The sequence below is a fragment of the Mycobacterium sp. ITM-2016-00317 genome (assembly GCF_002968295.1).
Lineage (GTDB): Bacteria > Actinomycetota > Actinomycetes > Mycobacteriales > Mycobacteriaceae > Mycobacterium.
Window position 1 is genome coordinate 1,657,151 of record NZ_CP134399.1, and the last position, 19,810, is coordinate 1,676,960.

A 19,810-nucleotide genomic window follows, 5' to 3' on the forward strand; every position below is an offset into this window, starting at 1 on the left:
TCCTAAACCTCCTGTGTGCCGACGGCGACGGTGTACCCGCGGCGTTCGGCGATATGGGTGATCACATCGGGAGCGGCGTACGCCAGCAACCCGAGAGTGGCGGCCACAACGGTCGCCGCCCACAGCATCGGGGTGTCGCGGTTGGCCTGTGACAGTGCCATCAGGCTGCCGAGACCAGGCCTGCCGGACAGCCACTCCGACAGGATTACGGCCATCACCGACAGCGGCACCGTGATCCGGAGGCCGACGACGAGCCCGGCCCAGGCTGACGGCAGGTAGATGGTGCGACAGCGGCGCGCGAAGCCCGCCTGATACAGCCGTGCCAGGTCGTCCAGCGCGGACGGCGCCGATCGCACGCTGGTCACTGCCGAGACGAAAAGGGTGAAGGTGGCGACGATGACCACACACAGCACCGATGTCCAGAGTCCGCGGCCCACGACCAGGGTGATCAGCGGGGCCACCCCGACGATCGGGATCGTCCGCAGCACCAACGCGTATCCGGTGACGGGGCGTTGCAACACCGGCCACCGCACCACAGCGACTGCCAGCGCCAGGGCCAACACTGCGGCCACCACGATTCCTGCCGCCGCAGCAGAGGCCGTTGCTCCTGCCCGTGCCGCCAAGAGCCCGGAGTGCTCGAGGATGTGGCCGAGGGTGGCCACCGGCCCAGGCAGGCTGTAGGCGGGGATATCGTGGGTCAGGATCGCCAGTTGCCAGGTCGACAGGAGCAACACCAGCGAGAGCACCACGCCGGCGACCACACGCACGTTGGTAGTGGTCATTGCAGCGCCTTCCGGATCGGCGCCATGATCAGCGCCACCGCGCCGAGCAGGCTCACCGCCACCGCGCAGGCAAGGATGATCGCGGCCCACAGCAGCGGCGCCTGATAGCTGTACAGTGCGTTGGCCATCAGGCCGCCCAACCCGCGTTCGCCTGCGGCACCGGACCATTCCGCGACGATGGCGCCCACGAAACAGGCCGGCAGCATCGCGCGAAGGCCGATGTCGACGATCGGTACGGTGCGTCCGAGTCCGACGAACCGCCACCAGCGCAGTGCGCTCGCCGAATACAGCGCGCCGAGTTCACCGCGACCCACCTGGGTGGCGTGTGCCGCCGACCCGAGCATCGCCGCCACCGGTACCAGCCCGCTGAGCACCGTGACGACGATGATCAGTGAGGTGCCTCGAGGAATGAATATCGACAGCACCGGCGTCAGGCTGATCAGCGGCAGGCTCCCGACGACCACGCTGACGCTCACCAACCAGGGTGACAGCCAGGGCGCCATCCCTACCAACACCAGGCCGACGGCGGTGACTACAAGCAGCAAACCGGCACCGGTGACCGCGGCCACGAGCGTAGGCTCGGCGTTGTACCAGATGATTTCCCACTGTCCCACGAGTGCGCCGAGCGCACTGTGCGGCGCGATGAAGCTGGGGCCGAGGACTCCGCTGGTAGCAGTGCCCCACCACAGCATCATTAGAGCGGCGATCCCCCCTGCGATCCAGAGGAGTTCACGTAGCACGACGGGAATCTGCTGCCGTTCGCCACGTCTGGGGATTCCCACGCTGTCGATGGCGGGCGCCAGTGCGGCGGTCATGACAACTCCAAGCTGGCGCGGATATCGGCACAGATTTTGGCGAACTCAGCGGAATCCCGGAAACTCCGACGATCGCTGCGGGCGATGTCAACGTGGTGCAGTGCGCGCGGCGTGCACGGTCGTGGCGAAAGCACCATGATGCGGTCCCCGAGCAGTACCGCCTCCTCCACCGAATGCGTCACCATCAAGCAGGTGGTGCCGGTGTGGTCCAGGATGTCGAGCAGTTCGAAGTTCAGCTGCGCTCGGGTGAGTTCATCGAGGGCGCCGAACGGTTCGTCGAGCAGCAACGCCCAGGGCTTGGTAGCCAGCGCTCGAGCAACCGAGACGCGCTGTCGCATACCTCCGGAAAGCTGGCGCGGACGGTGCCCAGCCCAGTCAGTCAGGGAAGTGATCGCCAGCAGATGGTCCACCCAGGCGGCATCTTTGGGCAGCCCTGCCAGATCGAACGGCAACTCGAGGTTCTTGCGCACCGAACGCCACGCCAACAGGGACGGATCCTGGAACGCGAAGCCGATCCTCCGCTGGTCGCGCAAGTCGTGTGGTGACGCCCCGGAGTAGCTCAGGGAGCCGTGGGTGGGATTGATCAAGCCGGCCGCAAGTCGGAGCAGCGTCGACTTCCCACATCCGGACGGACCCAGCAGCACGCCGACATGCCCGGGTTCCAACGTCAGTGACACCTGGTGGACTGCAGGTACCGAGGTTCGCCCGTTCCGGTACTCATAGGAGACGTCCGTAATGTCCAGTCCCAGCGAATTGCCCTGGGCAAGAGTGGCGTTGGTGTACATGCTCAGATTGCTCATGCCATGCCTCCGATGCTGAGAACAGGTCGACCCGTATCGTGACCACGATCGGCGCCGACGGCGACTCCACTCACCCACAGTGCGTGTACGGCCACCCGCGCGGCCAGCACGATCTCGGGCAAGTACCAGTCGTCTCGGTCGAGCAGCTGTGCCCACTCGCCGATATCGACCACTAGGAGATCGGCCCGGCTACCGTCGGCCATCGGCTCAGGGCGTTGCGCACCCATTGCGCCGGCGTGGAAGCCCAGCGCCAGAATGTCGGCAGCGCTGACGGTTTCGTTCGACTGGGCCTGGGCGATGCCCCGGAGCAGCCGCAGTTCGGTCCATGGATCGCTGTCTTCATTGAGTGACAGTCCATCGAGTCCCATCGCGGTCGGCAGACGGGCGGCCCGCGCCGCGGCAACGGGTGCAAAGCCGGAGCACAGGCGCAGGTTTGAGCTGGCGTTGACGGCCAGCCCGCAGCCGCGCTCGGCAAGCAGTTCCAGTTCGTCGGAGCGAAGCTGGGTGCCATGGGCGAAGGTGACGTGCGGCCCCAGAATTCCACGGCGGTCCAACCAGGCCACCAGCCCTTCGGGATACACCTCGTCGGCCCAGGCCCGCTGCGACGGAGACTCCAACAGGTGGGTGTGCAGACGCACACCGTGATCGAGCGCGAAGTCGTTGAGCTCCAAGAGGGTGTGTTCACTGACCCACTGTGGGCCCACCGGGCCGAGCTGCAACTCGAGGTCGGGCGCGCGCTGTGCCAGCCGCTGGAACATCTGCAGGCGCGCAGACAACTCCGTGGCGGTATACCCCGTCTCGTCGCGACCCCGCATCCGCCCTGCCGCGTCGGCGAACGGCACAACGACTGCGGTGCGAATCCCGGCGGAACGCGCTGCGGCACAGGCCGTGTCGATCTCATATTCGAGATCTGGCGTTCCGGGGTTGACACACAGGACCGTGGCGCCGATCCCTTGGCAGAGCATCTGCTCCGCCGCTCGCCCCACCAGGTCGGTCTGGTCCCGGCGATCGGCGGACAGTCGGTCGATCCACACTTCCAACGGCCCATCTGCGATACCGGCAGCGGTCAGTCCGCGGCCCCGGCCGTGGTCGTGGCTGTTGACCAGCGGGGGCATGGCCACCAGCGTCGATCCGTGCGCCGACGCCTGCGTCTGCACCGAGAGGATCCCGGAGTCGACGGTCAGCTTGGCGGGTCCGGTGGCACGGTGCCCGTCGGGTCCGAGGATTCCGGCCACCACATAGGTGGACATCAGGTGTCCTTGGCGACCGCAGACAGAATCGACTGAGTCATCACGGTGTTCACGTCCACCGGCGCGTCGATCGCTCCGGCATCGGCGTAAAGGACGGCCACGGTGGCGAATGTCGCGGGCTCGATCCACATCAGGCCGTTCTGCTGGGCCGCACCCGAGGTGATGAGCGGGACCGCAGCCGCAGCAGAGACTTTCTCGTCGGCCAGTACGGCCCCGGTCTCCTGGTGGTATTGGTCCCAGGTGTACTGGGCGATCTCTTCAGGGTGGGCGACGAAGTACTCCCATCCCCGCATGTCGGCGCGCAGCCACCTGGTCAGCGCCTCGGCTTTACCTGACACCGTCTCCTCCGTCGCGAACAGGGCATTGCCGTAGTCGGGATTGCCCAACTCGGCGAAGTACACAATGTCGACACCCACACCTTGCTGCTGCAGCGAAAGCCCCTGCTGCGTGCCGTAGCCGATGTACCCGTCGACCTGGCCGGAACTCAGGATGGACGGGTCCGTGCCCACCGGCACCATCGTGACGGTCGCGGGGTCGACGCCTGCCTTCGTCAACATGGCCTTGAGCAGAGCATGCTCACCGGCCAGGCAAGCCCACCGTTTTTCCGCTCATCTGGTCCAAGGTGGTCACCGGATTGGACTTCAGCGACATCAGCGCGTTCGGTGTTTCCTGATAGATGGTGGCGAACGCCTGGATCGGAATGCCCTGGCTGCTGGCCTTGATGATGTCGGATCCGTTCGCGTCACCGATGTCAGCCTGGCCGGTCACGACCACGTTCACCGGGTCGATGTTGGGACCTCCGGAAAGGAATTGGGCGTTGATACCCTCTTCCTCGAAGTAGCCGTTCTTCAGCGCGGCGAAGTGGCCGCCGAACTGTGCCAGCTTCTTCCATCCGAGTTGGGTGGTAACTGTGGTCAGGCCCGGCACATCAGTCTGCGACGCTCCGCCGGCGCAGGCCGCCAGCGCGGGGCCTGCTACCGCGAGTGCACTTACGCCGAACAGGCCGCGGATCAACGTGCGACGGTCAACGGGTCGCGTCAGTGGTTCGTACATGGATCTCCTGTCCGAGAAAGGTTTCAGCGCACTGCAGAGGTGCGCCGGTTATGCAGCCATTCGCTCATGAGCACGGTGCCGGTCGGCTGAACGGCGGTGTTAAACGGTGTCAGCGCGCGACTGTCGTTGGGGCGGTAGAAGAATGGAATCGACACCCGGGGCGTCTGGGTGGAGGAATCCTCGACACGTGCCGCGGTGACCTCGTGTGGCACCGCCCACCACCGGTTTGCGGTGAGATATGTCAGCAATGCGCCGATGTTGACCAGGTAAGTCTCGGCGACGGGGGGCACATCCACCCACCGGCCGTCCCGGCGTTGCATCCGCAGGCCACCGCCACCGCCGTCATCCTGGTAGAGGATGGTGAACAGCGTGTCGTCGGTGTGCACTGCGTTGCGCGACCCCGTGTCGTCTGGGCGTGCCGCTGGATAATAGTTGGCGGCGAGGTCGGCCCAGTTCGTGGCGACCAACTCCTGCCAGACGGCGAGCTCAACACCCAAGGTTGCGGCCATCACCTCACCCAGCACCATCGCGGATTCCTGCATCTGCCGGTAATAGGCGTGCCAGGCCTCGGTGAACGCGGGCAGGGTCCGGGGCCACAGGCTGCCTCCGATCGCGCCGGGAGGTGCATCGAAGTGACCCCCGGGATCGGGGGTGGCGAGGGTCGGCGAGATCCGTGGTCCGATATGGAACATCTCTTTGCGCTTGCCCGAATCCCGTTCGCTGCCTTCGGTTGGCCCGTGCCAGCCGATATAAGGATTGCCGCCGGGATCACGCAGCGCCTCTTTGCTGCCCTGAGGCAATCGGAAGAACTCGAGGGTCTGTTCGTACACAGCGGCCAGGACGGGCTCGGAGATCGGAAGCCCTGTCAGGGCAAAGGCTCCAGACTCGGTGCACACCGCATCGAACTGGGCGAGGGTGTCGGTGTCGCCGGTGCGGGCGGCGATCACGAGGTCAGGTAAAGCGAACTGCCGAATCATGGAGGTCTCCGGTCTTCGTCCCGAAAGGGACCCTGGCTGCTTTGGATCCAAGAATGGATCCAAACTATTGCCGTGGTGTTTCGGCCGTATCCAGAGCAGGTAAACGCTGTGACGACCGTTCGCAAAATTTCAGCTCTACGGCAAACCTTCAGGCGCGGGCAGTCGGGCTGGCCCTTCTGCGCGAAGCAGGCCCAAAAGCGCTGAAGTAACCCGGCCGCGGATTGGATTGCGGTCAGCCCACATTCACCAGCGACGACGGTGTGACCGGGAAGTCGAAGTAGGTGTCGGGGAACGGCTCGGGCTTATACGTGAAGTGCCACCACTCGTTCTCATAGTTCTGCAGGCCCTGTTTCTCCAGCCCGTCCTTGAGCAGCAGCCTGTTCTTGAGCTGCTCGCCCTGGATGCGGGGGTCGAGCGTGTGCGACAGCGTGTCGAAGCAGTCGTACCCGGTGCCCATGTCAAGGGAGTTGTCGGGGAAGCGTTCCGGGGCCGGCGCCGCGCAGTCGACCAACGGCTGCCCCGGCACGTACGCGGGCTGCGGGGGCGCGGGCAGCGGCACCAGCGTCAGATCGACGGTGCTTCCCCGGCTGTGGCCCGACTGTTCGGCGATGTAACCGTCGGCGAAGAGTTGTGTCTTGTCCACGCGCGGATAGAACTCCGTTTCCATCTGCCGATCGGACAGGTCGCCGGCCCAGGCGACGAAGGAGTCGACAGCGCGTTGGGGTCGGTAACAGTCATAGATCTTCAGCGAGTAGCCCTGCGCGACGAACTCTTGTTGGGCGCGCTGCAACGCCTCTGCCGCCGGGCGGGTCAGGATGCACATCGGCGCCTCGTAACCGTCCACGGGTGCGCCTGTGAAGTTGTGCGGCGTGATGTAGCGGATGTCCAGCAGAATGGAGGGATCCACGCTGGTGACCGACACGAAATCCGGCGGAGCATCCGCGACGGGCTCGGCTGCTGCGGCCGGTGCCGACGCAAGCGCGACCAGGAACGTGGCGGCGAGGACCGCTGACTTCGACTTGTTGGGCATGCCCCATTCCAACACTCAAACGCGATCGTCGCAGCGGCACCGAAAACTCGGAGGCGACGAGCCACGGCCCGTTACAGGCGGTGCGGGACAGGTGGGCCCGCGCTCGAGGCACTCAGCGACTGGTGGAACAACACGGCGAAATCCCGCCCGGCTCCGACGACCGGCTGCAGAAACACGACGACCGCACCTCGGGATCGGCCCGACCCAGCGCGACGTCGAGCAGCGGTTTGATCACCCGGCCCTGAGCGCCGCGGCCGAGGAGTTCGTAGCAGCGGTGTAGCCCGATCAGCGCCCAGACGTTGTTCGGGTGCCGGTTGGACCGCGGTACATCGTCATTGAGGCCGAGGTCGGCTTCGTAAACGCGTGCCGCATCGTCGACGTGGCCCTGCTCGAGCAGCAGCGCGCCGAGGGCGTGCCTGCTGGGCATCATCCATCCCCACGGTTCGTCGTAGGGCAGGGTGTCTTCGTTGCGCACCGCCTGACGCAGATGCCGGAACGCGGAATCGTAGGCGCCGCTGTGGTAGTCGATCTCGCCGGCCAGGACTTCTCTAGCGACGCCCAGGATGTCGACGCACATCACCACGTGCAGGTGCCGAGATTCGGCGACCGTGGCCGCGGTCTGCTCGAAGAGCCGTTGAGCCGCGCGGGCCTGATCGTGTTGCTTCAGCGCGGCGTGGGCCACTCCCTTGCCGTAGTAGTTCATCGCGGCGGTCATGCAGAACAGCGACGGATCCTTCGGCAGCGGGGTGTCGATGAGTTCCTGCCAGCGGCCGAACCGCACCAGCGCGTGCGTCCCGATCGACATGTAGCCCTCCAGCCAGTCGGCCATCGGCGGGCTCTCGATGTGCACGAGCTCAACGGGGATGGTTTCGCGCATCCCACGCACCGCCTCGATCGCCGGTCGGTACTGGCCCAGCAGCATCGCGCCGTAGAGCTTGAAGTGATAGTTGTGCACGCGGTAGTTCGAGTAGAAGTTGTGTGCTCCGGCGTAGCGCCAGTACTTGACGTCCTTGTCGATGCCGACGCTGTTCCAGTCCACGACGTCCTGGTAGTTGCCGCACAGCACGTCGATGTGGGTGGGCATGTGCGCGAGATGCCCGGAGTCCGGTACCAGCCGCCGCAGTTCGTCGCCGACGCGCAACGCGGCCTCCGGGGTCGGTGACATCTCCATCAGGTGGATGTACAGATGCCACAGGCCCGGATGCGGCGCAAGGCCGCGGTCGCGTCGATGCTGGATCGCGTTCTCCAGCAACGCTCGGCATTCCAGCGTGGCTGCTCCGCCGACCGGTTCGCCGGTGCGGGGATCCCACATGTTCCACGGCGTCAGATTCATCAGCGCTTCGGCGAGCAGTGCCGCGACGTCGGGATCGTCGCCGAACGTCGCGTAGACGCAGCGCATCGCCTCGGCGTACTGCTCGTTCCAGCCGTCCAGATCGCCCGGTGTCTCGGCTTGATATCGCGCTTGCAGTGCCGCGATCAACGCCCGCTCCACCGGCGATGCGTCGACCGACCGCGCCAGTGCCGCCGCGCACGCGTGCCGGGTGCGGGTCAACGTCTCCTGAATCTCGTTGTCGTCAAATAATTCCCACGGCTTGTTGTAGTTCGGGCCCGCGACATAGGCCAGCCCCCACCACGCCATCGCACATCCCGGATCGTGGGCCAGCGCCTGCTCGAAGCAGTGCGCCGCCTCCTCGTGGTTGTAGCCGAACGTCCAGTTCAAGCCACGGTCGAACCATCGCTGAGCCTCGGCCGAGGAGGTCGTCACTGGGCGCGAGTACCCACCCAGGTCGAAGTCGTAGTAGTCGTGGTCGACCAAGAGAGCCCCTGTCAGCCGGCGAGCGCCGGTTGGAGGCTACCGTGCAGTTCGCGCCAGGCTTCGAGCACTGCTTCGAGCTGTTCGGCGGAGTCCGGCCCAGCCCGCACTCGGTGGACAGGCCGAAGGAGGGCAGGAATTCGGCGGCGATCGCCGCGCGGCGCCGTGCGCCGGCCGCCCCGTCCTCGGCGTGGACGAGACCGAGGTAGAACTCGGTGTGCGGTTCCACGGCGAGGTCCGCCAGTGGCTGCCAATGCGCCCGCCGTGTCCACGCCGCCACGGTCGCGGCCTGAATCGCGTTGATCGGGCGGGTGATATGCCGGGACAATCCGTTGGCCAGCGCGACGATCGCCGACGCGTCCCGGGGCAGGATGTGCCGTCCGCCGCGCGCGGCGGCCTCGTCGCTCGGCGGCTCACCCATGAACGGGGACGCCCCGAACTTGGAGTCCCCATAGCAGAGGTGGAACGTCAGATCGACGTCGTCAGCCACCCACTGCGCGAGCCGAGCGGTGGCCGCGAAGATCGGCTCGGTGTCACCGTAGGGGTTCGGGAACCAGCCCTCGATCGTGGCGAGCTCGGTGGGTAGGTCCCACTGGACGGCGAGGTCGGTGTGCGGGACAGCGTCCTGGATCGCATCGACGCTGCGGCGCAGCGCATGTTCGTAGGCCAGCGCCACCTCGACCCGAGAGTCGAACTCCACGAACGAGTTCACCGCGTTGAGTGGCGTGGCGATCGATACCAGGAACCGGGAATCATCGGCGAGCACGCCGGCATCCCGCGCGGCCCGGAACTCGTGATAGGACGCGATGGCCGAGGTGTGGTAGTCGATGTCGCCGAAGACCACCGCCGTTCCCGGCCGAACCCGGGCGCGTACCCCGTCGGAATCGAGAGTGGGGTTGGACAGGAACTGCGACGAGTGCACCAACACCCAGTTGGCGCGGTCGCCGGGCTCCCCGTCGGGTACCCGCGTCACCCCTGGCTGGAGCCGCTCGCCGACCAGCCGGAAGGCGGCCTCGGTGGTGGGGACGTTGATGCTGCCGGTGAGGTAGAAACTGGTCATCGACTTTTCCTTAGGTTTCAGAGAAGCAGGCCGAGGCGTGGGGGAACGGTGCCGTCGAGGGTGTGCCGGCCGAGGTGGACGTATTTCCAGCGGGCCGGGTCGTGCAGGGTGTGCACGCGGACGTTCCGCCAGTGGCGGTCGAGCGCGAACTCGGCGTCGGTGGCCGAGGTGCCGGCGAGTTCCAGTACCCCGCCGGCGATCTCGACGGCGAACTCCTGGGCGAGCGCTTTGGCGGCGGCGACCTGAAGGGAGGCCTGCGCGGCGGCGACGCGGGTCACCTCCGGCAGGCTCAAAGCCTCGTCGACCAACGCGGACCCGCGGGCCAGCAGCGCTTCCAGCGCATAAAGCCTGGCGGTCAGTTCGCCGATGCGGCGGATGACGTGCGGTTCGTCGGCGGCCCGGTCGACGCCCGCCTCGAACCACGGCCGGCTGCGGGTGGCGATGAAATGGGCGCCGTCCTCCAGTGCCGCCCTGGCGATCCCGACGTCGATCGCGGTGTGCAGCGCCTGATCGAAGGCGCCCAGCACCGACGGCGGGGCGGTGACCGGATCGGGATCGGGGCCTTCGTCGATGATGTACTGCTCGGCCACCGGGACGTTGTCGAGGACGACCTCGCCGCTGGCCGTGCCGCGCTGGCCGAACGACGACCACCGATCCAGGTTCAGCGCCACCCCGGGATCGGTGGGCCGCACGAAGACCGTGGCGCCGTGGTCGGTGCCGTCGATGCGCGCCGCCACCGCGATCCACGTCGCACCGAGTGACCCTGTCGCGTAATACTTGACGCCGTTGAGCACCCAGGCGTCGTCGGAGCCTCTGCGCAGCACAGTGTTTCGGTCGACGCTCAGGCGCGTCCCGCGCTCCACCGAGGCGTTGCCCAGCTGTGCGCCCGCCAGCACGTCGGCATAGATCGTCGGTGCGGGTTCGGTGTCGCCGAGGCCGCGGATCGCTGCGTTGATGACGAAGTGGGCCAACAGCAACTGGCCGACCGCTGAGTCGGCGCGCGAGAGGATGCGCAGCACCTCGACCGCTGTCGAGCGGGGCAGGTCCGGTCCGCCGAACGTGGCCGGGACCAGGATGCCCAACAACCCCGACTCGCCGATGCGGGCCAGCGCCTCGGTCGGCAGCGCACCGTCCAGTTCGCGCTGCGCCGCTCCCGCGGCGATCTCGGCGGCGACGGCGGACGCCGTGGCCAGTGCCTGCTCGCCGGTCCGAAGAACGGGAACGGTGGTCTCGACGGTGGTCATCGGTGAGCTCCTCACGTTGTGGTGCGCCACGGAAACTACGGAGCCGGGGTGTCTGGGTCGAGATGGTTCAAGCGACGCTGGAAACGTGTGCAGGAACGCTGTACACACCGTCGTCGGAGAGCCGGGAGCCGGCGGCGGTGATCAAGCCGACCACTGCGGCGAGCATGCTGCCCGGAGTCGGGGCGGACACCGTGGCCACGGAGACCCGGCGCAGTGGCCGATGGCCGGTGACTCTGCGCACGGCCACGTCGCGTCGCGCCTGCGCGGCGGCGAGCGACGGCACCAGCGATACGCCGAGACCTGCTGCCACGAAACCCTGAACCGTCGAGTAATCCTCGGCGCGGAAGGTCACCGACGGTTCGAAACCTGCGCGCTTGCAGGCATTTCGAAAGACACGCGTGTCGGGGCAGGCTCCTGTCTGGGAGCTGACCACCCAGTTCTCCCGGGCCAGCGCGGCCAGCGGGACCTCGGCGCGCTCGGCGAGGCGGTGGGAGAGCGGGAGCACGGCGAAGAACTCGTCGTCGTAGACACCGACAGTGGCGATCCCCGGATACTCGGGGCGGTCGCCGGGCACCTCGGTGACCATCGCGGCGTCCGCGTCCCCCGCCCGCAGCAGGTCGACGCCATCGTCTGGATCGGCAGCGACCAGCTCAACCTCGACGCCGGGCAACGCGGCCCGGACCCGCGCGATCGCCGGGGGCAGGATGGCGGCGGCGGCGCTGGCGAACGACGCGATCCGCAGGACGCCGCGCCGCGAGGTGCTCAACTCGGTGAGGTCTTGCTCCGCGGCGGCGATCGCGCCGAGGATCACCGGCACGTGCTCAAGAAGACGCGCGCCGGCCTCGGTCAGGCGCGTCCCCGACGGTCCACGCTGCAGCAACGTGCAGCCGAGATCGCGCTCCAGCGCGGCGACCTGTTGCGACACCGCCGAAGTGGTGTAGCTCAGCGCCGCCGCAGCCGCGCTCAGCGACCCGGCGCGGGCGATCTCCTGCAGGACCACAAGACGGCGCACATCGAACACGTCGCGAACGCTAGAACCGCGGACGGCCCCCGGACAGGGTTGAAATCAGCGGGACGGCAACCCTCAAATGACCGGCAGCGGCCTGGCAGGAACGATGCCGTGATGCAGCTCGGCGACGTCGGGATGGGCGCGGGTACGCGACTTCCACGCGTTCTCGCCGTAGGTGTGGAAGATCGGATTGTCGGGATCGGCCTCCACCCCGCGGGACAGCGCCGCCAACTCCGGCGGCAACGTGATGATCGGGACGAGGGCGTCGAGTGCCGGATTGAGGAAGTAGGGGATGGAGACGCGATCGGTGCCCGGTTCCGGGGCGAGCACCCGATGCTGGGTGGCGCGCAGATAACCGCCGGTGGCCACCTCGAGCAGTTCGCCGATGTTCACGATGAACGCCCCAGGCAGCGGCGGCACGTCGACCCACTCCCCGGAATCGAGCTCCACCTGAAGGCCCACCGATCCGGGCTCGACGAGTAGGAGGGTCAGCACCCCGGAATCCTTGTGGCCGCCGACGCCCTGCGCGGTGTCGGCGGTGCCCGGGTAGCGGACCACTTTGATCAGCGTGGCGGGCCGATCGGCGAATGCCGCGTCGAACAGGTCCTCGGCGGCGCCCAGCGAGACGGCCCAGTGCCGCAGCAGTCGCAGCCCCACGGCCGACAACGCGGCGTCCCACCGTTCGAACGCCGACCGGAAACCCGTCGGCCGTGCCGGCCACAGGTTGGGGCCCTGTACCGCCAATAACCCTCGGCGGCCGGGATCGTGTCCCGCTCAGGCCCGATGTCGATCTGCTCGCGCCAGTCGACCAGGCCGTTCGTCAACTCGCCGCCCAGTCGTGAGTAGCCGCGGAACTGCGGACTTTTCAGCTGGCTGATCTCATTCTTCTCGTCGCGCGGCAGATCGAAGAACTGCCGCGCCAGCGAAAGGATCTCGGCGATCTGCGCGTCGGGGACGCCGTGCCCGGTCAGATAGAAGAATCCTGACGTGTGGGCCGCCTCCCGAAGCGCGACACGAAACGTGTCGGGGTCGGACTCGGCGGTGGCCAGATCGAGCACGGGAAGCATGAGACGACTCTGCGCCATTTCGCCGCCGCGGCCAACCCGTGTGAACGGATCCTTCAGGTGTGTGAAGGATCGCTTCGGTGGGTCGGTGACGTCCACCGCCGACGCCGCCGTCCGACTCACTTGATGGTGTAGCCGCCGTCGATGAGCAGGTCGGCGCCGGTGATCATGCCCGCCGCGTCGGAGGAGAGATACACCGCAGCCGCGGCGATCTCGTCGGGATACGCGAAGCGGCCCATCGGGATGAGCTTCTTCAGTTCATCGCCGCGCGGCCCTTCCCAGGCCTTGCGGCCGAGGTCGGTGAGCACCACTGTCGGCGAGATCGTGTTGACCCGGACACCGCGGGGACCCCATTCGGCGGCGAGCACCTTCGAGACCCCGACCACACCGAATTTCGACGCGCAGTAGGCGACGTGCTGATCGAGGGCGACCGTTGCCGCCTGAGACGCCATGTTCACGATTGCGCCGCGGCCCGCCTCGAGCATGTGCCTGCCCACGGCCTGACACATCAGGAAGGTGCCCTTGAGATTGATGTCGATGGTCTTGTCCCAGGCGTCGATCGGCAGATCCTCGGCGGGAGCCAGCATGACGACCCCGGCACTGTTGACCAGGATGTCGATGCGCCCGAACGCGTCGACCACGGAATCCACGGTCGTGGTGATGGCCGCGGGATCGGCGACGTCGCAGGCGAATCCGCGGCTGTCCGGTCCGGCTTCGGCGGCCCGCGCCGCAGCGGCGTCCCCGTCGAGGTCGACGACGGCCACGCGGGCGCCCTTGGCCGCGAACGCCGCGACGATCGCGGCCCCGATGCCGGAGCCGCCGCCGGTCACCAGCGCAACCTTGTCGCTGAGCGGAAAGCTCAGGTCCACAACGGGTTCGGTGTTCGATGTCATGTCCGTCCTTGTCCTCGTCGTTGATCGTCGGTGATGTCAGGGTATTCAGGTGAGCATCGCGGTCGCGATCTCGGTGTCGGTGACGAGTGCCGATATCAGGCCGGATCTCAGTACAGCCCTGGTCGCCTCGATTTTCGCCGAACCGGTGCTGAGTGCGATGACCGTCGGGATCGCGCGCAGCGTCTGCTCGCTGATACCCATCCGGCGTTCGTCCAGGTCGCCGATCCTGTTCCCGTCGGCATCGAGCAGCAGAGCGCACGTCTCGGCGCAGACGCCGGCGGCCTGCAAAGCGGTGGCCTCCGCGACGGGAAGCGAGGGATACACCTGGGAGGTGTCCGGCCCCCACGCGCCGACGGAGACCAGCGCGCAGGTGACGTTCGCGTGCTGGGCGCAGGTGTCCTGGATCTGCTGGCTGCTCGCGAGGCTCTTGGCCGTTCGGGCGTCGGACACCACCAGTGGTGCATAGAGCGGCCACGACGTGCCGCCGGTGATCTCGCTGATGCGCCGGGTCAGGTCCGCGCCGTTATAGGAGATGGCGCCGGCCAACCCGGTCAGTTGCACCACGTCGCACTTCGGCAGTGACCCGAGGTAGGGCGCGATGTGGGTCATGGTCCTGCCGCAGTCGACGCCGACGACGTCGTCGTCGCGCAGGATCGACTGCAACAGGTCGGCCATCGCCTTGGCGACGGCCTCGATTTTGTCGGCGGCATTCTTGGACTCCGCGGCGACCGCATACACGTGCTGCAGGGAGTACTTGCGTTGCAGTGCAGTCGACAATTCGACGTCGAGAGCTCCCGGATCGTGGACCGTGATTTCCACCATCCCGGTTTCGAGGGCCTCCTCGAGCATCCGGGCCACCTTGAACCGGGACAGGCCGAACTCCTCGGCGATCTCGACACGGGTGCGACCCTCGAGGTAGTAGCGGCGTGCGATCACTGCGCGCTGGAACAACTCGTCGGGTCCCATGACGCCCTCCTAGGCGACTGGCGGGGGTGCGCTCATATGAGCGGGGTCGCTTGACACATGAGCATAGCGGAGACAATGATCCTGGTCACAAGCATTCAGAGGCCAACAAGTGCGACAAATGAGCGCGGCGGTCGGACGAGCATCGGCAGGCCGTCGGCATCGACGAAGGGGATCGAAATGACCGCTGCGGTCGAACCCGTGCCGGCCACCATGCGGGCCAGCGTCATGACGGGTGTACGAAGCCTACAGATCGTGGACCGCCCGGTACCGACGCCCGGCGAACGTCAGGTCCTCGTCGAGGTCGCCGCCGTCGGCGTGTGCGGCTCCGACGTGCACTACTACCTGCACGGCCGCATCGGCGATTTCGTCGTCGACGAGCCCATGGTCCTCGGGCACGAATTGTCCGGCCGCATCGCCGCTGTCGGGGCGGGGGTCGACCCGGGCCGGATCGGCCAGCGTGTCGCGGTCGAGCCGCAGCACCCGTGCCGCCGCTGCACGCAGTGCAAGGCCGGGCGTTACAACCTGTGCCCGCACATGGAGTTCTACGCCACCCCGCCCGTCGACGGAGCCTTCTGCCGGTACGTGCTCATCGACGACGACATGGCTCATCCGGTACCCGATACGATCTCCGACGAGGCGGCGGCGCTGCTCGAACCGCTGTCGGTCGCGATCGCCACGATGCGCAAGGCGCAGGTCGCCCCGGGAACGTCGATCCTGATCGCGGGTGCGGGACCCATCGGCGTGATCTGCGCGCAGACCGCCCGGGCCTTCGGCGCATCGCGCATCGTCGTCACCGATCTCGTCGCGGAGCGCCGGGAGAAAGCGCTGCAGTTCGGCGCGACCGAGGCGCTCGACCCCACCGTCGTGGACGTCGCGGCGATCGACCCGGTCGATGCCTTCGTCGACGCCACCGGTGTACCGGCCGCCGTCGTCAGCGGGATCAAAGCCGTCGGGCCGGCCGGACATGTGGTGCTGGTCGGAATGGGCGCCGACGAATACGCACTGCCGGTCAGCCACATCGCCAACCGCGAGATCACCGTGACCGGGGTATTCCGCTACACCGACACCTGGCCCGCCGCAATCCATCTCGTCGCCAGCGGTGCCGTCGACCTGGACGGCATGGTGACAGGGCGCTACGACCTGGAGCATGTCGGTGAGGCCCTCGACAGCGACTCCGATCCCGCCAGCCTCAAATCGATCGTGGCGCCCAGGTGAACGCGGCACAGGCACCGGGCACCGCCACGCAGTCGCAGCTGCGCTGCACCGACATCCACAAGAGCTTCGGCGGAGTGCCGGTGCTCAAAGGTGTCGCGCTGGAACTGCAGCCCGGCACCGTCACCGCGTTGGCCGGAGAGAACGGGGCGGGTAAGTCGACGCTGATGAAGATCATCAGCGGGCAGTACACCGCCGATCGCGGCGTGGTGGAGGTCGGAGACACCACCCTGACCCCGGGCAACCCCAAAGACGCCGTGCGTCACGGAGTGGCGATCGTGCCGCAGGAACTGGCCTCGATCGAGGACATGACGGTCTACGAGAACCTCTTCGTCGGAAGGGAACTCAAGATCGGCCCGTTCCTGAACCGGCGAGCGATGATCGACGAGGCGCGCGACGCGCTCGGGGTGTTCGGCATCGAGATCAACCCCTCCGCGCGGATGGGCAGCCTGCCCGTCGGCTTGCGTCAGATCGTCGAGATCGTCAAGGCCGCCCGTGCCGGCGCCCGGGTGGTCATGCTCGACGAACCCACGTCGGCGATCTCCGAACGAGAGGTGGAAGGCCTCTACAAAGTGGTCCGCACCCTGCGCGAGCACGGAGTCGCGATGGTCTACACGACCCACAAGATGGCCGAGATCCGCGCCATCGCCGACCGGGTCGTGGTGCTGCGCGACGGCGGGCTGATCCTCGACAAGGGCATCGACGACGTCACCGACGACGAGATCGTCACCGCGATGATCGGCCGCGAACTCGACGCGCTGTTCCCCGAGCGGCCGACGCCGGGCTCCGAGACGGTGCTCGAAGTGCGCGACCTGCAGGTCGAGGGCGCGACCGGGCCCGTGTCGTTCACCGTGAAGGCAGGCGAGATCGTCGGGCTGGCAGGTCTTGTCGGCGCCGGGCGAACCGAACTGCTGGAAGCGATCTTCGGTGCCCGCACCAGCACCGGCGGCGTCATCACCGTGCGGGGCAAGGCCGTCAAGCGCAATCATCCCGCCGCGGCGATCACCGCCGGTATGGCGATCGTGCCCGAGGACCGCAAACTGTCCGGTGCCGTGCTGTCGATGAGCGTGCTGGACAACGGGACCCTGCCGCGGTTGTCGTCGTTCTCAGTGGCCGGCTGGTTGCGCGGCAAAGCCCGTACCAAGGCGGTGTCGGAGGTGATGTCCTCGGTGCGACTGCGCAGCCGCGGGCTCAGCCAGGAGGTCGGCACACTGTCCGGCGGCAACCAGCAGAAGGTGGTGCTCGCGCGCTGGCTCACCGGCGACGTCAACGTGCTGCTGCTCGACGAGCCGACCCGAGGGGTCGACGTCGGTGCGCGCAGTGAGATCTACCGCATCGTGACCGAATTCGCGGCCCAGGGAATGGCGGTGCTGATGGCGTCGTCGGATATGCCCGAGGTCGTCGGCCTTTCACACCGGGCCTTCGTCATGCGGGGCGGCACCCTGGTCGGCGAGCTCGACCGCGATGCACTCGATCATCCCGAAGTACAGGAATCCGTGTTCCGCCTGGCGACCGCGCTGGACGGCGGACCCAAGACCACGACGCAGCAGGAGGCACCATGACGACCGACGTCGACGCAGACCAGCAGCCACCCGGGCCCGCCAAGGCTCCGACCGTGGCGTCGCCGGTCACCGGGGAACCGGTGAAACTGTTCTCCCGGCAATGGATCTCGGATACTCTGCTGCGCTACTCGATGGTGATCGTCGTGCTGTTGGTGATCGCCTACTTCAGCTACCGCAGCGCGCGTTTCGCGACACCCGAGAATCTCGTCACCATCCTGGTCGCGGCCGCCCCCTTCGCGTTGATCGCCCTGGGCCAGACGCTGGTGATCCTCACCGGCGGCATCGACCTGTCGGTGGGCAGCGTGATCGCGGTGTCGGCGATGGCCGGGGCGGCGACGGCCAAGGCCAACCCCGGGCAGGTCTGGATGACGGTCACCGTGGCGATGGCCGTCGGGCTCGCATTCGGCTGCATCAACGGAGTCCTGGTGTCGCGCATCAACGTGCCGCCGTTCATCGCGACGCTGGGCACGTTGACCGCCGGCTCCGGCGTCGCCTACGTCATCGGCGGTGGCGCACCGATCAACGGCCTCCCCGCCGAATTCGGCTCGATCGCGAACACCAAGATCCTCGGCCTGCAGATCCCGGTGCTGCTGATGATCATCGGCATCGTCGCGCTCGCCATCATCATGAAGCGCACCTCCTACGGGATGCGCGTGTACGCCGTCGGCGGCAACCGTAACGCCGCCGAACTCGCCGGCATCAATGCCAAGAACGTGCTGTTCAGCGTGTATGCGTTCTCGGGTCTGCTCGCCGGCCTCTCCGGCGTGATGCTGGCCTCGCGTGTCATCTCCGGTCCGCCGAACCTCGGACAGGGTTACGAACTCGACGCCATCGCCGCCGTGGTGATCGGTGGCGCCAGCTTGATGGGTGGACGCGGCAGCATCTGGGGTACGACGTTGGGCCTGTTCATGATCATGACGCTGAACAACGGTCTCGACATCCTCGTGGTTCCTGCGTACTGGCAGGACGTCATCAAGGGCGTGTTGATCGTCGCCGCGGTCGCGGTCGACGTGTGGTCATCCAGGAGGCGAACCTGACTTCACTCGAACGCTGACCCGCGCACAGTCTTTCACCGTCGAAACACTGCAATCGAAAAGAGAGAATGACATGAGACTCACCACCAGAATCGCGGCGATCGCCTCGGTGGGCGCCCTCGGCCTCGGGCTGACCGCCTGCGGCGCGGGTGACACGACGGCCAACAACGACACCACCCGCATCGGTGTCTCGGTGTACGACATGAGTTCGTTCATCACCGCGGGCAAGGAAGGCATGGAGGCCTACGCCAAGGACAACAACATCGAACTGATCTGGAACTCGGCCAATCTGGACGTCTCCACCCAGGCCAACCAGGTCGACTCGATGATCAACCAGGGTGTCGACGCGATCATCGTCGTTCCGGTGCAGGCGGATTCGTTGGGCCCGCAGGTGGCCACCGCCAAGGAGAAGGGCATTCCGTTGGTGCCGGTGAACGCGGCGCTGAACAGCCCGGACGTCGCCGGTAGCGTGCAGCCCGACGATGTGGCCGCCGGTGAGCAGGAAATGCAGATGATGGCCGATGCGCTCGGTGGTCGCGGCAACATCGTGATCCTGCAGGGCCCGCTGGGGCAGTCCGGTGAGATCGACCGCACCAAGGGCATCAACAACGTGCTGGCCAACTACCCGGATATCAAGGTGCTGGCCATGGACACCGCGAACTGGAAGCGCGACGAGGCCGTCAACAAGATGAAGAACTGGATCTCCGGTTTCGGCAACCAGATCAACGGTGTGGTCGCCGAGAACGACGACATGGGTCTCGGGGCCTTGCAGGCCCTCAAGGAGTCCGGCCGCACCGACGTGCCGATCGTGGGTATCGACGGCATCGAGGACGGTCTCAACGCCGTCAAGAGCGGTGAGTTCATCGGCACGTCGCTGCAGAACGGCACCGTCGAGCTGGCGGCGGGCCTTGCCGTGGCCAACGCGTTGGCCAAGGGCGAGGAAGTCAACACCGAGCCGGTGTACATCATGCCCGCCATCACCAAGGAGAACGTCGACGTCGCGATCGAGCACGTGGTGACCGAGCGGCAGCAGTTCCTCGACGGCTTGTCCGAGCTGATCAAGAAGAACCTGGAGACCGGCGATATCGCCTACGAGGGGATCCCGGGGCAGACGCAGCCCTGATCGCAGTCATACGCGACGAGGACCGGCCCGCCATCGGCGGCCGGTCCTCGTTGTCGTTGGGGGGTGCTCACCGGATCGGGTGTCGCCCGAGCGGGTTTCGCTCACCCGCAAGGTTGGGCGAGT

General features: G+C 67.1%; 17 protein-coding genes and 2 pseudogenes. 4 read left to right on the plus strand and 15 right to left on the minus strand.

Translation table 11 applies throughout. The annotated features are described in order from the left end of the window. Positions 1-2: 2 nt before the first annotated feature. The 15 genes and pseudogenes from C6A87_RS07900 to C6A87_RS07970 form a co-directional block, all read right to left on the minus strand. On the minus strand, positions 3-782 hold the full coding sequence (locus C6A87_RS07900) for an ABC transporter permease subunit (protein ID WP_311116728.1): 780 nt from the start codon (positions 780-782) through the stop codon (positions 3-5). Beyond that, positions 779-1,597, minus strand: a complete 819-nt coding sequence (locus C6A87_RS07905; RefSeq protein ID WP_003929101.1) for an ABC transporter permease — start codon at positions 1,595-1,597, stop codon at positions 779-781. Before C6A87_RS07905 ends, C6A87_RS07900 begins: the two co-directional genes overlap by 4 nt. Continuing rightward, positions 1,594-2,397 carry an ABC transporter ATP-binding protein gene (locus tag C6A87_RS07910; protein ID WP_311116729.1) on the minus strand — a complete coding sequence of 268 codons (804 nt, stop codon included), beginning with the start codon at positions 2,395-2,397 and terminating at the stop codon, positions 1,594-1,596. Before C6A87_RS07910 ends, C6A87_RS07905 begins: the two co-directional genes overlap by 4 nt. Further along, positions 2,394-3,647, minus strand: coding sequence for an amidohydrolase family protein (locus C6A87_RS07915; RefSeq protein ID WP_311116730.1), 1,254 nt, complete (start codon positions 3,645-3,647; stop codon positions 2,394-2,396). Before C6A87_RS07915 ends, C6A87_RS07910 begins: the two co-directional genes overlap by 4 nt. Further along, entirely contained in the window at positions 3,647-4,204 is a 558-nt protein-coding gene (locus C6A87_RS07920) for an ABC transporter substrate-binding protein (protein WP_311116731.1), read from the minus strand. The genes C6A87_RS07915 and C6A87_RS07920 overlap by 1 nt, the downstream gene beginning before the upstream one ends. Positions 4,205-4,223: 19 nt before the next feature. Continuing rightward, positions 4,224-4,700: an ABC transporter substrate-binding protein gene (locus C6A87_RS07925; RefSeq protein WP_311116732.1), complete on the minus strand. Its 477-nt coding sequence runs from the start codon at positions 4,698-4,700 to the stop codon at positions 4,224-4,226. Between the two features lie 23 nt (positions 4,701-4,723). Further along, positions 4,724-5,677, minus strand: coding sequence for a 2OG-Fe(II) oxygenase family protein (locus tag C6A87_RS07930; RefSeq protein WP_311116733.1), 954 nt, complete (start codon positions 5,675-5,677; stop codon positions 4,724-4,726). Positions 5,678-5,909: 232 nt separating this feature from the next. Continuing rightward, positions 5,910-6,707: a M15 family metallopeptidase gene (locus C6A87_RS07935; protein WP_311116734.1), complete on the minus strand. Its 798-nt coding sequence runs from the start codon at positions 6,705-6,707 to the stop codon at positions 5,910-5,912. Positions 6,708-6,819: 112 nt separating this feature from the next. Beyond that, on the minus strand, positions 6,820-8,427 hold the full coding sequence (locus tag C6A87_RS07940) for a hypothetical protein (RefSeq protein WP_311117851.1): 1,608 nt from the start codon (positions 8,425-8,427) through the stop codon (positions 6,820-6,822). 107 nt (positions 8,428-8,534) lie between these two features. Beyond that, positions 8,535-9,580 (minus strand): annotated as a pseudogene (locus tag C6A87_RS07945) (hypothetical protein). Between the two features lie 17 nt (positions 9,581-9,597). Further along, positions 9,598-10,824 carry an acyl-CoA dehydrogenase family protein gene (locus C6A87_RS07950; protein WP_311116735.1) on the minus strand — a complete coding sequence of 409 codons (1,227 nt, stop codon included), beginning with the start codon at positions 10,822-10,824 and terminating at the stop codon, positions 9,598-9,600. Between the two features lie 67 nt (positions 10,825-10,891). Then, a complete protein-coding gene (locus tag C6A87_RS07955) occupies positions 10,892-11,845 on the minus strand; it encodes a LysR substrate-binding domain-containing protein (RefSeq protein WP_311116736.1) in 954 nt (317 codons plus the stop codon). A 63-nt stretch (positions 11,846-11,908) separates the two neighbouring features. Beyond that, positions 11,909-12,900 (minus strand): annotated as a pseudogene (locus tag C6A87_RS07960) (isopenicillin N synthase family dioxygenase). A gap of 116 nt (positions 12,901-13,016) precedes the next feature. Further along, complete coding sequence (locus tag C6A87_RS07965; protein ID WP_311116737.1) at positions 13,017-13,790, minus strand: GolD/DthD family dehydrogenase; 774 nt, start codon at positions 13,788-13,790, stop codon at positions 13,017-13,019. 45 nt (positions 13,791-13,835) lie between these two features. Continuing rightward, positions 13,836-14,756 carry a sugar-binding domain-containing protein gene (locus tag C6A87_RS07970; RefSeq protein ID WP_311116738.1) on the minus strand — a complete coding sequence of 307 codons (921 nt, stop codon included), beginning with the start codon at positions 14,754-14,756 and terminating at the stop codon, positions 13,836-13,838. A gap of 177 nt (positions 14,757-14,933) precedes the next feature. Between C6A87_RS07970 and C6A87_RS07975 the strand changes: the two genes are divergently transcribed. The 4 genes from C6A87_RS07975 to C6A87_RS07990 all read left to right on the plus strand — a co-directional run bounded on the left by C6A87_RS07975 (position 14,934) and on the right by C6A87_RS07990 (position 19,687). Beyond that, positions 14,934-15,971, plus strand: a complete 1,038-nt coding sequence (locus C6A87_RS07975; protein WP_311116739.1) for an NAD(P)-dependent alcohol dehydrogenase — start codon at positions 14,934-14,936, stop codon at positions 15,969-15,971. After that, positions 15,968-17,530 (plus strand): sugar ABC transporter ATP-binding protein, encoded by a 1,563-nt coding sequence (locus tag C6A87_RS07980; protein ID WP_311116740.1) that lies wholly within the window; start codon positions 15,968-15,970, stop codon positions 17,528-17,530. The genes C6A87_RS07975 and C6A87_RS07980 overlap by 4 nt, the downstream gene beginning before the upstream one ends. Continuing rightward, positions 17,527-18,567, plus strand: coding sequence for an ABC transporter permease (locus C6A87_RS07985; RefSeq protein WP_311116741.1), 1,041 nt, complete (start codon positions 17,527-17,529; stop codon positions 18,565-18,567). Before C6A87_RS07980 ends, C6A87_RS07985 begins: the two co-directional genes overlap by 4 nt. 70 nt (positions 18,568-18,637) lie before the next feature. Further along, positions 18,638-19,687, plus strand: coding sequence for a substrate-binding domain-containing protein (locus C6A87_RS07990; protein WP_311116742.1), 1,050 nt, complete (start codon positions 18,638-18,640; stop codon positions 19,685-19,687). Positions 19,688-19,810 lie beyond the last annotated feature (123 nt).